This is a genomic window from Streptomyces sp. SS7 (assembly GCF_037993025.1).
GTDB lineage: Bacteria > Actinomycetota > Actinomycetes > Streptomycetales > Streptomycetaceae > Streptomyces.
The window spans coordinates 2,085,381-2,101,412 of sequence record NZ_CP141223.1 but is presented as its reverse complement, the minus strand read 5'-3'; the positions used below and the strand labels follow the sequence as shown (position 1 = coordinate 2,101,412).

Genomic DNA, 16,032 nt, shown 5'->3' with positions numbered 1-16,032 from the left:
AACGGACCCTGAATTCTTCCTGACGGCCTGTCGGCCCTGCGGAGGCCGTCGGCGGACGTTTTGACCGGTGCATCCAGTTCAAGCCGCGTCGCGGCCGAGATCCACTGGTCGGTGGCCTACACGTGTAGACCCTCGGGTACGGTCATGCCGCGGGGACTGGAACCTAGGAGCTCTCGTGGACCAGAACGTGACGATCAGCAGCAGTGATTCGATCCTGGACGAGCACATGTATGACTTATACGGGTGGGTCCTGGAGAGAGGCTACTTCGACGACGGTCAGGCCGCCGAGGACCTGGGAGTGGATCAGAAGGAGGTCGTCAAGGCGTTCGAGCGGCTGATCCTGCTGGGGCTGATCCGTGTGGACCCGAGCAACAGGCTGCGCGCCCGGGCGGTCGATCCCGACGTCGCATCGGTCCGCCACGTTCTCCCGCTGCACCACACGATCCGCCGCGAGCAGGAGAAACTGGACCGGTTGACCTCGGACTTCACCCGGTTGAGAGAAAGGTTTCTGAACCCCGCCAGGCTACTGGATCCCAGTGGCAACCGCTGCCAGCCCTTCAAGGTCATACCCGACCTCGACGAGGTGCGTGCCGCCCTCACCCGGGCCGCGGCCGAGTGCCGTCAGGAGATGCTGACCATGCAGCCCGGCGGCAACCGCGCGCCCGAGGCGCTGGAGGAGGCCAGAGCGCGTGACCACGCCCTCCTGTCACGTGGTGTCACCATGCGCACGCTCTACCACCACACGGCCCGTTTCAACGGCCCCAGTCTCGCGTACATGGACGAGGCCGTCTCCCGGGGCGCCGAATACCGCACCGCGCACGAACTCGTGGGACGCCTCGTTCTGTTCGACCGCACCAGGATGGCGTTCATCCCGATGGCGGACGACGAGGACGGAGCCGTCTGCATCAGCGAGCCCTCCGTCGTCGCCTACCTGCGGAAGGTCTTCGAAATGCTCTGGACGCGGGCCACGCCCCTCACGGGCGCGACGGCGGCCGACTTGGGGCAGGTGGCCAAGGAACTCGACGGCAGTATCCTCCAGTTGCTGGCGGCCGGGCTGAAGGACGAGGCCATTGCCCGACGCGTCGGCATGTCCCTGAGGACGACGCGCCGGCATATCGCCGACATCATGAAACAACTGGGTGCGGAAAGCAGGTTTCAGGCCGGGGTCCTCGCGGCCCGCGCCCGTGGGGGCCTGATCTGAACTGCCTTTCATGACGTTCGCTCGCCAGATCAGAGAACTCAATCCGCGGTATCGGAAAAGTGTGTTTGAAAACCGCGCAAGGCATCGGAATCCTGGGTGCAGGAGGACCCAAGACGCTTTTCTTCGTAAGCGCACCGGTACGGAGACAGCGTTCTGATCGCCCAGGGAGTTCTGAAACGTGACCACGGCAAGGCCGGAACCACATGCCGATTTCCTTACTCTTCCCGATGCCCTGCGGTACCGCAGCGAGCGACAGCCGCACAGGACCGCTTATGTCTTCCTGAAGGACGGCGAGGACGCCGAGGAGTCGCTGACCTACCGGGAACTCCACGAGGCGGCCTGCCGCCGGGCCGCGGCGCTCACCGCCACGGGGCTCACGGGCCGAAGCGCCGTCCTCATGTACCCCTCCGGCCTGGAGTTCGTGCGGACGCTGCTCGGCTGCATGTACGGCCGGGTGGTGGGCGCCCCCGTCCAGCCGCCCCGTCGTCGCGCCGAGGTCGAGCGGCTGCGCCGGATCGCCGACGACGCCGGTACCGCGACCGTCCTGACGACGTCCGAGGCCCTGCGCGACCTGCGCGAACGCTTCGGCGACCTGCCCGCCCTCGACGGGCTCGACCTCGTGGCCACCGACGACCCGGACCTGCTCCGCACCGGGGACGGCGGTGCGCCGGAACGCTTACCGGACCCCCGGGACATCGCGCTGCTCCAGTACACGTCCGGTTCCACCGGGCACCCCAAGGGCGTCATGGTCAGCCACGCCAACTTCCTCGCCAACGCGGTCGAGACCGACGCGCTCTGGCCGTGCGAGCCCCGCGGGACCGTCGTCAACTGGCTCCCGCTCTTCCACGACATGGGGATGCTCTTCGGCGTCGTCCTGCCGCTGTGGGCCGGCATTCCCTCGTACCTGATGGCCCCCGAGTCCTTCGTCCGCCGTCCCGCCCGCTGGCTGGAGGCGATATCCAGGTTCCGCGGCACCCACTCGGCCGCCCCGAGCTTCGCCTACGAACTGTGCGTGCGGGCCGCGGAGAACGGCATGACCGCCGGTGTGGGCGACCTGTCGAGCTGGCGGGTGGCCGCCAACGGAGCCGAGCCCGTGCGGTGGAGCACGGTCCGGGCCTTCACCGACACCTTCGCGCCCCACGGCTTCGACCCGTCGGCCATGTGTCCCGGCTACGGGCTCGCGGAGAACACGCTCAAGGCCACCGGCACCCGGGCGGATCGCGAACCCGCGGTGCTGTGGCTGTCCGCCGAGGCGCTCCGCGAGGGCAGGGCCCAGCCCGTCGGGGAGCGCGCCGACCGTGCCGTTCCGGTGGTCGGCAGCGGGCGCCCCGTGGCGGGCACGCGGGTACGCATCGTGGACCCCGTCACCCGGCGGTCCCGGCCGCCGGGCCAGGTCGGGGAGGTCTGGATCTCCGGCCCGTGCGTCGCGGACGGCTACTGGGGCCGCCCCGCCCTCAGCGAGGAGACGTTCCGTGCCCGCGTCGCCGACGACCACGACGACGCCGCGGTCCCGCACCTGCGCACCGGAGACCTCGGCTTCCTGTACGACGGCGACCTGTACCTCACCGGCCGGATGAAGGACGTCATCGTCCGCAGGGGCCGCAACCACTACCCGCAGGACATCGAACTGTCCGCCGAGCGCTCCGTGCCGGGGCTGCAGCCCAACGGTGCGGCCGCCTTCTCGCTCGACGACGGGGAGCGCGAACGGCTGGTCGTGGTCGTCGAGGCCGACGGGCGGGTCCTGGGCGCCCTGGACGCCGAGACGCTGAGGGAGCGCGTACGCGAAGCGGTACGGGCGGAACAGCGCATCACACCGGACGACGTCGTCGTCGTACGCCGCGGCAAGCTGCCGAAGACCTCCAGCGGCAAGGTGCAGCGGCAGGCGTGCCGCTCGCTCTACCAGGACGGCGCCCTGACCCGCCTGGTCCCGTCCGCCCGGGAGGCGTGATGGCGCGCCTTCGTGCCACCGCCGGTCCCGCCCACGCGAGGATCCAGGGCACCGGCGCCTACCGGCCGTCGCGGGTCGTGACCAACGACGAGATCTGCGCGCGCATCGATTCGAGCGACGAGTGGATCCGCCGGCGCTCCGGCATCGTCACCCGGCACTTCGCCGGCCCCGACGAGACCGTCGTCACCATGGGGACGGAGGCGGCCCGCAAGGCGCTGGCCCAGGCCGGCACCGACCCGCGGGACGTGGGCCTCGTCCTGCTGGCCACGATGTCCTCGCTGGAGCAGTCGCCGGCCGCCGCCCCGCGCATCGCCCACCTGCTGGGGACCGACGCGGCGGCCGTGGACGTCGGCGCGGCCTGTTCGGGCTTCTCCTACGGGCTGGCGCTGGCCGGTTCCGTCGTGCGCGCGGGCGACGCCCGGTTCGTCGTGGTCATCGGCTCGGAGCGGATGAGCGACATCGTCGATCCGGCGGACCGGGGCAGCGCGTTCCTCTTCGGCGACGGCGCCGGTGCCGTCGTCGTGGGCCCGTCCGAGACCCCCGGCCTCGGCCCGGTCGTCTGGGCGTCCGACGGGAACCAGCACCGGATGATCGCCCACGACCGCTCCTGGCTGGACACCCGTGACGGGTCCGGACCGTGGCCGACCCTCAGAATGGCCGGCCCGGAGGTGTTCCGCTGGGCGACCGGCACGATCCCGGAGATCTCCCGCCGGGCGCTCGACGCGGCGGGGCTCGACGTCGCGGACCTCGCCGCCTTCATCCCCCACCAGGCCAACGCCCGGATCGTGGACTCCGCCGCCCGGTCGCTCGGCCTCGCCCCGCACACCGTGGTGGCCAGGGACGTCGTACGGGCCGGGAACACCTCGGCGGCCTCGATCCCGCTGGCCATGGACGCCGTGCTCGCCCAGGGCGGGCTCTCCCGCGGCGATCCGGCGCTGCTCGTGGGCTTCGGCGCGGGACTCACCTGCGCCGCCCAGGTGGTGGCCCTGCCCTGATCCCGGCCCCGGGCACCGGAAGGGGCGGACCGCTCCGCCCCTCCCATCTGACATCTCGATCCAGGCCATCGGAAAAGCGCGATTGAAAAGCGTTGGTGACCTCGGCACGATCAGTCCATCAGGACCTTCCACGTTTCGCCCTTCACCGAGGCGGGCCCGTCTGATTGGAAGCCCTAGTGTTCACGCAATACGACCCCGAGTCCGCCGCGCTCACCGCCGGGCTGCGCGACCAGTTCGCGGAGTTCATGGCCGGAGAATGGGATGCGGAAAAACTGGCGGGCCACCAGAACCGCAAACTGCGCGAAACCGTCGAATATGTTCGCGTCAACTCCCCCTTCTACCGGCGAAAATTAGCAGGAATCACCGAGGAACAGGTCTCCGCGCTGCGCGTGGACGACTTGCGCAGCATTCCCTTCACGACCAAGGACGACCTGAGAAAAGCTCAGTTCGACATCCTCTCCCAGCCCGTCTCCAAGGCGTGGATCTTCTACGAGACCACCGGGACGACCGGCGCGGCGACACCGTGTCCGCGCACCAACGAGGACTCCATCCACAACAACACCGTCCTGACGGCGTACTACCACGACGTCCTGGCCGCCCATGGCGACCAGCAGGTCATCGGAGTCCTGGGACCGACCGAACTGCACGCCACCGGTGACACCTTCGGCGACGTCTGCCGCAATCTCGGCCACGCGGTGGCCAAGATGTGGCCGCACTCTCCCGTGATCGGGTTCGACCGCGCCCTGGAGGTCATGCGGTTGCTGTCGGTGACCGGGCTGTTCTGCACCCCCGGCATGGCCATGCGGCTCGCCCAGAAGGCCACCGAGGCGGGCCTGGACCCCCGTCGCGACTTCTCCGTCCGCGTCCTGATGCTCACCGGCGAACTGATGTCCCCCAGCCTCCTGGAGAACATCGGCGCGCTCTGGGGCGCCGAGGCGCGCAACGCCCTCTACGCCTCGCAGGAGGCGTCCGTGCTGGGGGCCGCCGCCTCGGACGGCGCGCTGCGCACCGCCCCGCTGATCAACCACTACGAGGTGATCGACCCCGAGACCCTCGAACCGGTGGAGCCCGACCCCGACGGCGTCCGCTACGGCGAACTCGTCGTGACGAACCTCTACACCGGCGCCAAGCCGCTCGTCAGGTACCGCACCGGCGACCTCGTCAGGATGACCGACCCCGCGCCGGACGCGGCAGTGCCCGCGCCCTCGCTGCAAGCGGTCGGCCGGGTGGGCGACCGGCTGCTCCTCAACGGCCGGACCGTCAACGGCTACGACCTCGAGGACCTGCTGCTGCGCCGGTTCCGCTACCAGGACTACCAGGTCACCGTGGACCGCGACGACGACGGCACCGACCGGCTCGCGCTCACCCTGCTCGCCGACCCCGACCGGCAGAGCGGCGCCATCGAAGCGGCCGTCGAGGACTGCCGGGCGACGCTCGGCACCCCCCTCACCGTCGGTTTCGGCACCCCCGGCCCCATCACCAGCACCGGGGCGATGGTCAGCTGGAAGGCCGCCCGGGTGGTCGACCTGCGCACCACGTCCTCGGACGAGCACGCCTCGGCCGTGCGCATCGCCGCGACGAGGGTCTGATGGCGCCCCAGGACAGCGCGACCCTCATCCGTCCGGCACTCGGACTGGGTGCATGGGCGTACGACCGGGGCGAGTTCGTCCCGGCCACCGCCCCACGACTGCCGCTGTCGACCCAGGGCCTGCACTACGGGACGGGCGCCTTCGAGGGAATCCGCGCCCACCGCTCGGACGCCGGCGTCTTCCTGTTCCGGGCGCACGACCACTACCGACGCCTGCTGCGCGCCTGCCGGCTCCTGCGCATCACCGGCATCCGGCACGACGCCGGCGAACTCGTCGACCTCACCGTCGAACTGCTGCGGCGCAACGCCCACGACACCGACGCCTACGTGCGGCCCGTGGCGTACAAGCTCTCCCTGCTGCCGGGCACCCCGCCGGGCGTCTCGCTGCACGGCGTCTCCGACGCGCTGTCCATCACCACCTTCGGCTTCCCCCAGAGCAGAGCCGCGGGCGGAGTGCGCTGCGTCCTCAGCGGCTGGCGGCGCCCGGCCGGCGACAGCCTGCCCGCCCAGGCCAAGATCACCGGCGGCTACGCCACCACCGCCCTCGCCGCCGACGAGGCACGGGCGTCAGGCTACGACGACGCCATCCTCCTGGACCGCTCGGGAAACGTCGCCGAGGCGACCACCGCCAACGTCTTCGCCGTCGTCGGCGGGACTCTGGTCACCCCGCCCGACACCGGCGACCTCCTGCCCGGCATCACCAGGGACACCCTCATCACCCTCTGCCGGGAGGCCGGCACGGAGGTCCGGGAACGGGTGCTGCGTCCCGCGGACCTCTTCACCGCCGACGAGGTGTTCCTCTCCTCCACCGGGAACGGGGTGGTCCCCGTGATCTCCCTCTCCGGCAGGGACGTGGGGACGGGCGCCGTCGGCCCGGTCACGACCCGGGTCCGCGAGCTGTACACCGAGGCCGTGACTTCCCCGGGCGGAGCCCGTCCGGAGTGGCTCACGCCCGTCTCCTCCCATGCAACGCCGACCACAGGGAAACAAGGATGACGCTCCTCAGCTTCGACACCCTCCTGCGTCCCGGCTCGGACGACGTCGTCTCCGTGGGCACCTTGGGCCCGACCGGGACGAGCAGCGAGGTGGCCGCCGCCCGGTTCGCGCACCGGGTCGCCGTGGCCGGCGACCCGCCCGCCGCCGTCCACCTGTTCGACACCTACGAGGAGGCCGCCGACGCCCTGCGCGAGGAGGCGGTGACCCATGTCGTGGTCGCCAACGCCTACAAGGCGGTCCACCACTTCTACATGGACCCGGCCCTCGAACTGACCAACGTGTTCGTGATGGACACCCCGCTCTACGGCATCGCCGCGCGCGAAGGGGCCGTACCCGTCACGGACTCCCCGACCGTCGCCAGCCACCCCTCGCCCGAACCGATCATCGCCCAGCTCATGCCGGCCCGGCACACCACCTACAAGGTGATGTACGCGGACTCCACCAGCGCCGCCGCGCTCGCCGTCCAGGACGGGACCGCCGACCTCGCCCTCACCACCGTGCCCGCCGCCGAGCGCTACGGCCTGACGTTCATCACGGGCAAGCGGCCCATCCGCATGGTCTGGTCCGTGTTCACCAAGGCCGGCCCGGCCGGCTCCACCGGTCCGGTCGTCTGAGGCCGCCGGACACCCCAGAAGGAGAGAGAAAACATGCTGCTGCTCGACGGCGACCAGGTGCGCCAGGTCTTCCCGGCGGCCGAGGCGTACCGGGTGGTGGCCGACGTGATGCGCCGCTACAGCGCGGGCGACGTCGTCCAACCGGTGCGCACGGTGCTCGGCTCGGGCCACGACTCCTCGCTCCTCGCGGCCATGCCGTGCCATGTCACCGGGGAGACCGACTCGGGCTACGGCCTCAAGGCGGTGCTGCACGTCCCCGGCAACACGGAGCGCGGCCTGCCGACCCACGTGGGGGTGGTCGTGGTGTTCGACCCGCAGACCGGCCGGCCGCTGGCCATGATGGACGCCGCGGCGGTCACCGCGCTGCGCACCGCCGCCGCGTCCGCCGTGGCGACCGACGCCCTGGCCCGGCCCGACGCCGGGGACCTCGCCCTGATCGGCGCCGGCGCCCAGGCCCGCGGCCACCTGCTGGCGCTCGCCGAGATCCGCGCACTGCGCCGGGTCCGGCTGTGGAACCGCGGCGCCGAGCGGGCCGCCGCGTTCGTGACCTGGGCGCGGACCCGGACCGGAGTGGACGTCGAACTCGTGGACACCCCCGCCGACGCGCTGCGCGGCGCCGACCTGGTCTGCACGACCGTCGACACGACCGAACCCGTCGTACGGGCGACCGACCTCGCCGAAGGCGTCCACGTCAACGCCGTCGGCTCCTCCGTGCCGGGCCGGCGCGAACTCGACGCGACCGCCGTCGCGGCCTGCTCCGTCTTCGTGGACAGCAGGGAGGGCGCTCTGCGGGAGTCCTCCGAGATCGCCTCCCCGGTCGAGGCGGGACTGGTCCCCGCCGACCGGCACCTGCCGGAGATCGGCGAAGTGCTGCTCGGCAAGCACGCCGGCCGTACCGCCCCCGGGGAACGCACCCTCTACAAGTCGCTGGGCATGGCCGCCCAGGACGTCGCCTCCGGGTTCGCCGTCGTACGGGCCGCCCGGCGCCTCGGAGTGGGCACCGAGACCGCCTTCACCTGCTGACCCGACCAGGACCGAGAGACGAGCTTTCCCATGACGGCACTACTGATCGGCAACGTCGGCGTGATCGGCGACGAGCGGGCCATGGCGGAGTACCGCGAGAAGGTGCTCCGCACCCTCGAACTGTACGGCGGCGGATTCATGATCCGCGGCGGAGCGTTCGAGACGCTGGAAGGCGACTGGAACCCCACGCACCTGTCGGTGATGGTGTTCCCCACGGCCCACCTCGCCCGCCTCTGGTACACCTCGCCCGAGTACCAGGCCATCGTCCCGCTGCGCGCGGGCACGCATATGGACCTGGTTCTCGTGGAGGGCGAATGAGCCCCAGGGAGCGTCCCTTCGCCCAGGTCGACGTGTTCTCGGACACCCGCTACCTGGGCAATCCCGTCGCGGTCGTCCTCGACGGCGACGGGGTCGACGAACGGGACATGGCCCGCCTCGCGGCGTGGACCAACCTCTCCGAGACGACGTTCGTCGTCCCGCCCTCCTCCGGCGAGGCCGACTACGCGCTGCGCATCTTCACCCCGGGCGGGGAGATCCCCTTCGCCGGCCATCCCACCCTGGGCACCGCCCACGCCTGGCTGGAGGCCGGCGGCGTACCGAGGTCGCCCGGGACGGTCGTCCAGGAGTGCGGCGCCGGCCTGGTTCCGGTACGGCGTTCGGGCACCGGGCTCGGCTTCCGGGCCCCTCGACCGCGGCGCACCGGCCCGCTGGACGCCGACCACGTCGACCGGATCGCGCGGGCGCTGCGCGTCGGCCGCGAGCGCATCGTCGCCCACCAGTGGGTCGACAACGGCCCCGGCTGGGCCGCCGTACGCCTCGCGTCGGCGGCCGAGGTCCTCGCCCTGGAACCGGACGACCACCACCTGCGCCACCTGATGCTCGGCGTCGTCGGCCCCCATCCGCCGGGCGCACCGCTGAGCTTCGAGGTCCGCGCCTTCGGCCTGCCGGCCGGGGTGCGCGAGGATCCGGTGACCGGAAGCCTGCACGCGGGCCTGGCCCAGTGGCTGATCGGCGACGGCACCGCCCCGCCCGCCTACCGCGCCGGCCAGGGCGCCCGCCTGGGACGCCACGGTGTGGTCGGTGTGGAGACCCAGGGCGAGGACATCTGGGTCGGCGGCGAGAGCGTCACCTGCGTACGCGGCACCGTGCACCTGTGACACCCGCCGCGACTCCGTCCCGGTGTGTGCGCCGCCGGGGCCCGGTTGCCGTGGCCGCGCCGCCGGGGTTGCGTCCCCGTCGGCTGCGCCGCCAGGGGCCGGCCGCTGCGGACGCGCTGTTGTGGTTGCGTCCCCGTGTCGGCGCCGCCGAGGCCCAGCCGCCGTGGCTCCGTCTCCGTGGCTGCGCCCGCCGGGGCCCGGTTGCTGTGGCTGCGCCGCCGGGGTTGCGTCCCCGTCGGCTGCGCCGCCAGGGGTCGGCCGCTGCGGACGCGCTGTCGTGGTTGCGTCCCCGTGTCGGCGCCGCCGAGGCCCAGCCGCCGTGGCTCCCTCTCCGTCTCCGTCTCCGTGGCTGCGCCCGCCGGGGCCCGGTTGCTGTGGCTGCGCCGCCGGGGTTGCGTCCCCGTCGGCTGCGGCGCCGGGGGCCGGCCGCTGCGGACGCGCTGTCGTGGTTGCGTCCCCGTGTCGGCGCCGCCGAGGCCCAGCCGCCGTGGCTCCGTCTCCGTGGCTGCGCCCGCCGGGGCCCGGTTGCTGTGGCTGCGCTGTTGCGGCTGCGCCGCTGTGGCCCCGTCCCGGTGGCCGCGCTGCCGGGGTTGCGCCGTCGTGGCTCCGCTGCTGTGGCCGCGTCGCCGAGGCCCGGCCGCAGCGGCCGCGCCGCCGGGGTTGCGTCCCCGTGGCTGCGCCCGCCGGGCCCAGTTGCCGCGCCCCCGCTGCCGTGGCCGCGCCGCAGTGGCCCCGTCCCCGTGGCCCCGCCGTCGTGGCTGCGTCCGCGTGGCCGCGCCGCCGTGGTACCGCCCCCTGGTCGCGCCGCCGTGGTCCCGCTGCTGCGGTCGGGCCGCCAGGGCTCCGTCCCCGTGGCGCCCGCCGCCGCGCCCCCGTCCCCATGGCCCAGCCGCCGTGGCGCCCGCCGCCGCGCCCCCGTCCCCATGGCCCAGCCGCCGGAGCTCCGCCCCCCCGGCCGCGCCGCGGCCCCGCGCCGCGGCACCGCCCCCGCAGTACCGGCCGCCCCCGTCCATCCCCACCCCGCCTGGAGAGCGCCATGACCGAGACCGTCCTCGCCCCGTTGCCCAATCCCGGTGACCAGGGCAGCTGCCCGTTCGACCTGCCGCCCGCGCTCGACCGGTGGCGGGAGGAGGAGCCCGTGCGCAGGATCGCCGTGGAGAGCGGTGGGTACGCCTGGCTCGTCACCCGCCACGAGGACGTCCGCGCCGCCCTGGCCGACGGCCGGCTCAGCGCCGACCGCGGCCTGCCCGGCTTCCCCCACCTGCGCGCCGACGAGCCCCCGATGCCGCCCGGCACCTTCTCGCAGTACGACCCGCCCGAGCACACCGGCATCCGCCGCATGCTGGCCAAGGCGTTCATGCCGAAGAACGTCGAGAAGCTCAGGCCCCTCATCCGCAGGACCGTCGAGGAACTGCTGGACGACATGGCCGCCCTGCCGCAACCGGCCGACCTGTACCACGACTTCGCCCTGCGGCTGCCCACCCTGACGATGTGCGAACTCCTCGGCGTCCCCTTCTCCGACCGGGAGGTGTTCCAGGAGAACACCAAGAAGATCCTGAACCTCGGTCTCCCGGGCGCCGAGGTGGCCGCCGCCTACGGGCGCCTGCTCGCCTACCTCGGCGACCTCATCGACGCCAAGGCCGACGAACCCGGGGACGACCTGGTGAGCGAACTGGCCGTCGCACGGGTGCGGACCGGTGAACTGTCGAAGGCGGAAGCCGTCGGGGCGATCGCGCTGCTGCTCATCGCCGGCCACGACACCACCGCCACCAGCCTCACCCTCGGCACCCTCGCCCTGCTGCGCGACCCCGGCCGGCTGAGCCTCCTGCTCACCAGGCCCGACCTCGTGCCCGCCGCCGTCGAGGAACTGCTGCGCTATCTGCCCGGACTGCACACCGGGGTGCGCCGGATCGCCACCGCGGACCTGGAGATCGGCGGACAGACGGTCCGGGCCGGGGAAGGCGTGATCATGGCCCTCAACGCGGCCAACCGTGATCCCCGGGTCTTCGACCGGCCCGGCGTGCTCGACTTCACCCGCGACCGGGCGGGCCGCAACAGCCTCGCCTGGGGTCACGGCATCCACAACTGCCTGGGCCAGTCGCTGGCCCGCGCCCAGCTCCAGCTCGCCCTGCCCGCCCTGTTCGACCGCTTCCCGGGGCTGCGGCCGGCCGTCCCCTTCGAGGAGATCGACTTCCGCGAGAACGCCCTGTTCTTCAGTGTCCAGCGGCTCCCCGTCACCTGGTGACGCACGAGAACGAGAGGAAGCAGCGCCGATGAGGATCGACATGGACAAGGAAGAGGACGACGCGCGGGTGACGCTGCTGGACGCGGTGCCGCCGGAGGAGTACCACGACGCCGTCCGGGACGCCGCCATGCTCTGCCCCGGCGCGGTGATCACCCTTCACGAAGGCTGAGCGCGAAGACGGCCGGGGGGCCGCCGGGCCACAGCGCGCCCGGCGGCCCCCCGGCCGTCGTTCACACCGCCGCGACCGGACCGTTCGGCAGACGGTGACGCTGGTCGACGATCTCCCGTGCCAGATCCTCCGTCTCCCGCTCGGGCAGCCGCTCGAAACCGTCCGCGGTCAGCACCGAGAGGATGGGGTAGATCCGCCGGCTGAGATCCGGGCCGCCGGTGGCCGAGTCGTCGTCCGCCGCGTCGTACAACGACTGGAGCGCGGTCAGCGCCGCGTCCCGCCGTGACATGCCCGGCCGGTACAGCTTCTTCAGCGCGCCCCGGGCGAACACGGACCCGGAGCCCTCGGCGTGGAAGTCCTCCCGCTCGAAGCGCCCGCCGGTGATGTCGTAGCCGAAGACGCGGCCCTTGCCGGTCTCCGGGTCGTACCCCGCCAGCAGCGGCACCACCGCCAGGCCCTGCATGGCCTGGCCGAGGTTCTGCCGGACCAGGTGGCCCAGCCGGGTGGCCTTCGCGTTGAGGGTCATCGGGATGCCCTCGATCTTCTCGAAGTGGGTCAGTTCGACCTGGTACAGCTTCACCAGGTCCAGCGCGAGACCCACCGAGCCCGCGAAGGCGAGGGCCGTGTGGTCGTCCGCCGGGTGCACCTTCTCCAGGTCGCGCTGCGAGATCATGTGGCCCATCGTGGCCCTGCGGTCACCCGCGATCAGCACACCGTCCCGGTAGACCAGGGCTAATACGGTGGTGCCGTGCGGAACCTGGTCGGGTGCGGCCCGGACGCCCTCGGGCAGGAGCCCGGACGTGCCGAGCAGTTCCGGCCGGTGGGCCTGAAGGAAGTCGATGAAGGAGGAACTTCCGGCCGCGAACAGATCCGCGACCGGCCCGCCCATGCCCTCGCCTCGTGCCATGTCACACTCCTCGGTCCAGTGGTGATCACCGCAAGCTAACACGAAGGCACGAGGGAATTTTTCCGATCGCGAACGGAACTTGCTGCCATTTCAGGTCACTTGACGGAGCACCCGCCGTCCGTGGGAGCGGCATGCCGGAACCGGTGACCCCCGCGTCAGTGGCGCTGTTCTGACGGCCCGTATCCAGAAAGCCGATGTGCCGCAGCGATTTCGTCGAGGTGCGCCAGTTCATCGCCTCAGCCTTTTCAGGACATCGAAAAAGTGTGTTTGAAGGCCGACTTTCCCTCGTCGAAGATGTGGAAAGTGATCTCGACCCCACCAGATTCCGGTACCTGCGATGTGCGGAGGAAGAGATATGCCGGCTGATTCCGGTGCGCGTGATATCCACGAGACCAAGGACTTCCTCTCCTCCCGGCTCGCCGAGTTGCTCGATGTCCCGCGTCATGAGCTCGACCACCGGGCACCGTTGCACAGCTCGGGCCTGGACTCGGCGAAGGCCGTCCAGCTCGTCACCGCGCTGTCGGAGTTCCTCGGCCGGCCGGTCCCGGTCACCGCCCTGTGGGACCATCCGACCCCCGAGGCGCTGTGCCGTGCCCTGGCCGGGGACCCGCAGGACGAGGACACGGGAACGGGCCGGACGCGGCGCGGGTACGACCCGCAGGAACCGGTCGCCCTCGTGGGCATCGGATGCCGTTTTCCCGGAGCCCCGGACCCGGAGTCGTACTGGCGGCTGCTCGTCGAGGGGCGGGACGCCGTCGACGTGGTGCCCCCGGTACGCCGGGAGCGCATCGGCCCCGACGGCGTGGCGCCCACCTTCCGCTGGGGCGGGCACCTCGACGACATCGACATGTTCGACCCCCTGTTCTTCGGGATCTCCCCACGCGAAGCCGTCGCCATGGACCCCCAGCAACGGCTGGTGCTGGAGCTCGGCTGGGAGGCACTGGAGGACGCCGGCATCGCGCCGCGCAGCCTCGCCGGGAGCGACACCGGCGTCTTCATGGGATCGAGCTGGAGCGACTACGCCGCGCTGGCGCACCGGTCCGGAACGCAGGAGGACATCGGGCCGCACACCGCGACCGGGACGCAGGACAGCATCATCGCGGGCCGTCTCTCCTACGTGCTCGGCCTGCAGGGGCCCAGCATGGCCGTCGACACGGCCTGTTCGTCCTCGCTGGTCGCGGTCCACCTCGCCTGCCAGTCGATCCGCGGCGGCGAGAGCGAACTGGCCCTGGCCGGCGGGGTCAACCTGAGCTTCCTCACCGAGCACTTCCTGGCCATGGACCGGCTCGGCGCGCTCTCGTCCGACGGCCGTATCAAGGCCTTCGACGCCCGCGCCGACGGTGCCGTGCGCTCGGAGGGCGCGGCCGTGGTCGTCCTCGCCCCGCTGCGGACGGCCCTCGAACGAGGACTGCCCGTGTACTGCCTCATCCGCGGCAGCGCCGTCAACAACGACGGTCTGAGCAACGGCCTCACCGCCCCCAACCCCCGCGCCCAGGAAGCACTGCTGCGCACCGCCTACCGGCGCTCCGGCATCGCCCCGGAGCTGGTGGACTACGTCGAGTGCCACGGCACGGGCACCCCGCTCGGCGACCCGATCGAGGCGAAGGCCCTCGGGACCGTCCTCGGCCAGGGACGCGACCCCGGCGACCCCCTGCGGATCGGCTCGGTGAAGACGAACCTGGGACACCTGGAACCGGCGGCCGGCATCGCCGGCCTGGTCAAGGTGGCCCTGGCCCTGCGCAACGGCGTCCTTCCGGCCAGCCTGCACTACACTAGCCCCAACCCGCGCATCCCCTTCGCCGAGGCGGGGCTGCGCGTCCAGGACCGGACCGCCCCCTGGCCCCGCAGAGCGGACGGACGCCGGGCCGGGGTCAGTGCCTTCGGCTTCGGCGGCACCAACTGCCACGTCGTCACGGAGGAGTTGCCGCGGCCCGAGTCCTCGTTGCTGCTGCTCGGCGAGGACTCCCGTCAGGCGCTGGACGACCGGGTCGCCGAACTGGCCGCCGACCTCGCGGACGGCACCGGCACCCACCTGCCCGCCCTGTGCCGGGAGGCGCTCGACACCCGCGGCACCGGCCCCTTCAGGCTGGCCGCGACCGCTGCCGACCGCGACGAACTGCGGGCGCAACTGGCGGCGTTCACCGCCGGACGCGACCACGCGGGACTGGTCCACCGCGAGACCGGCACCCGCCCGCCCCGCGTGGCGTTCCTGTTCTCCGGCACCGGCAGCCAGTGGCTCGGCATGGGCAGGCGGCTGCTGGCCGGGATGCCCGCCTTCCGCACGTCCCTGACCCGCGTCGACGCAACGGTCCGGGAGGCGGCCGGCTTCTCCGTCCTCGACGAGCTGCTGGCGGGTCCGGACCAGGCCCGGCTCGACGACATGGAGGTGGTCCAACCCCTCCTGTTCGCCGTGCAGATCGCCCTCGCGGACGCCTGGCGCTCCCTGGGCGTGGTGCCCGACGTCGTCCTCGGGCAGAGCATCGGCGAGTTCGCCGCGGCCCACGTCGCCGGGGCGCTCGGCCTCGACGACGCCGTCCGGCTGGCCGTGCACCACGCGCGGCTCGTCCAGCGCCACGCCGTCGGTCTCGGCGACGCGATGGTGGTGGACTGCGACGACACCCGCCTGGCACCCCACCTCGCGGCCCTGGCCGACCACGTCACCCTCGCCGGGCGCAACAGCCCCGGCTCCGTGCTGGTCTCCGGCGACAGCGACCGGCTGAGGGAACTCGCCGCACGGCTCACGGCCGACGGCGTGACCAGCCACCCGGTCCGGATGGGATACGCCGCGCACTCACCCCTCGTCGAAGCGGTCGTGCCCCCGCTGCGGACCGCGCTCAGCGGGATCACACCCGCCGAGCCCACCATCCCCATGATCTCCACCGTCACCGGCGAGCGGATCACCGGCGGGACGGAGGTCGGCCCCGACTACTGGGCACGCAACGTGCGCGGCGAGAGCCGGCTCCTCGACGCCCTGCTGACCACGGCCGACCACGGCGTCGACGCGGTGATCGAGATCAGCCCGCACCCGGTGCTGCTCAAACCGGTCCGCGAGACCCTCGCCGACCGGCCGGTCATCTGCCTTCCCTCCATGCGCCGCGGCACCGACGACGCCCGGAGCCTGCTCTCCTCCCTCGGGGAACTGCACGCCGCCGGACTGACCGTCGCCGCCGACTCGTTCCTCGTCGGCGA

At 72.4% G+C, this 16,032-nt stretch carries 12 protein-coding genes and 1 pseudogene; 12 read left to right on the top strand and 1 reads right to left on the bottom strand.

Features of this window, described 5'->3' with window-relative positions:
• The first annotated feature begins 175 nt into the window (after positions 1-175).
• The 11 genes from U5640_RS09375 (at position 176) to U5640_RS09325 (ending at position 11,936) form a co-directional block, all read left to right on the top strand.
• Positions 176-1,201 (top strand): LuxR C-terminal-related transcriptional regulator, encoded by a 1,026-nt coding sequence (locus tag U5640_RS09375; RefSeq protein ID WP_340375333.1) that lies wholly within the window; start codon positions 176-178, stop codon positions 1,199-1,201.
• A 178-nt stretch (positions 1,202-1,379) separates the two neighbouring features.
• Positions 1,380-3,149 carry a fatty acyl-AMP ligase gene (locus tag U5640_RS09370; RefSeq protein ID WP_340375332.1) on the top strand — a complete coding sequence of 590 codons (1,770 nt, stop codon included), beginning with the start codon at positions 1,380-1,382 and terminating at the stop codon, positions 3,147-3,149.
• Positions 3,149-4,144 (top strand): beta-ketoacyl-ACP synthase III, encoded by a 996-nt coding sequence (locus U5640_RS09365; RefSeq protein ID WP_340375331.1) that lies wholly within the window; start codon positions 3,149-3,151, stop codon positions 4,142-4,144. The genes U5640_RS09370 and U5640_RS09365 overlap by 1 nt, the downstream gene beginning before the upstream one ends.
• 176 nt (positions 4,145-4,320) lie before the next feature.
• Positions 4,321-5,733 carry an AMP-binding protein gene (locus U5640_RS09360; protein ID WP_340375330.1) on the top strand — a complete coding sequence of 471 codons (1,413 nt, stop codon included), beginning with the start codon at positions 4,321-4,323 and terminating at the stop codon, positions 5,731-5,733.
• Complete coding sequence (locus U5640_RS09355; protein ID WP_340375329.1) at positions 5,733-6,728, top strand: aminotransferase class IV; 996 nt, start codon at positions 5,733-5,735, stop codon at positions 6,726-6,728. Before U5640_RS09360 ends, U5640_RS09355 begins: the two co-directional genes overlap by 1 nt.
• Positions 6,725-7,342 (top strand): hypothetical protein, encoded by a 618-nt coding sequence (locus tag U5640_RS09350; RefSeq protein ID WP_340375328.1) that lies wholly within the window; start codon positions 6,725-6,727, stop codon positions 7,340-7,342. Before U5640_RS09355 ends, U5640_RS09350 begins: the two co-directional genes overlap by 4 nt.
• Positions 7,343-7,375: 33 nt before the next feature.
• Positions 7,376-8,365, top strand: coding sequence for an ornithine cyclodeaminase family protein (locus U5640_RS09345; protein ID WP_340375327.1), 990 nt, complete (start codon positions 7,376-7,378; stop codon positions 8,363-8,365).
• A 30-nt stretch (positions 8,366-8,395) separates the two neighbouring features.
• Complete coding sequence (locus U5640_RS09340; protein WP_340375326.1) at positions 8,396-8,683, top strand: DUF1330 domain-containing protein; 288 nt, start codon at positions 8,396-8,398, stop codon at positions 8,681-8,683.
• On the top strand, positions 8,680-9,522 hold the full coding sequence (locus U5640_RS09335; RefSeq protein WP_340375325.1) for a PhzF family phenazine biosynthesis protein: 843 nt from the start codon (positions 8,680-8,682) through the stop codon (positions 9,520-9,522). The genes U5640_RS09340 and U5640_RS09335 overlap by 4 nt, the downstream gene beginning before the upstream one ends.
• 1,036 nt (positions 9,523-10,558) lie before the next feature.
• On the top strand, positions 10,559-11,767 hold the full coding sequence (locus U5640_RS09330; RefSeq protein WP_340375324.1) for a cytochrome P450: 1,209 nt from the start codon (positions 10,559-10,561) through the stop codon (positions 11,765-11,767).
• 28 nt (positions 11,768-11,795) lie between these two features.
• The gene (locus U5640_RS09325; protein ID WP_340375323.1) at positions 11,796-11,936 is read left to right on the top strand and encodes a hypothetical protein; all 141 of its coding nucleotides are present in this window, start codon (positions 11,796-11,798) and stop codon (positions 11,934-11,936) included.
• Positions 11,937-11,997: 61 nt separating this feature from the next.
• Here the strand turns inward: U5640_RS09325 and prcB are convergent, their stop codons facing one another.
• The gene (gene prcB / locus U5640_RS09320) at positions 11,998-12,843 is read right to left on the bottom strand and encodes a proteasome subunit beta (RefSeq protein WP_340375322.1); all 846 of its coding nucleotides are present in this window, start codon (positions 12,841-12,843) and stop codon (positions 11,998-12,000) included.
• A 337-nt stretch (positions 12,844-13,180) separates the two neighbouring features.
• Between prcB and U5640_RS09315 the strand changes: the two are divergent.
• Positions 13,181-15,940, top strand: a pseudogene (locus U5640_RS09315) (beta-ketoacyl synthase N-terminal-like domain-containing protein); the annotation flags it as partial.
• Between the last annotated feature and the right edge of the window lie 92 nt (positions 15,941-16,032).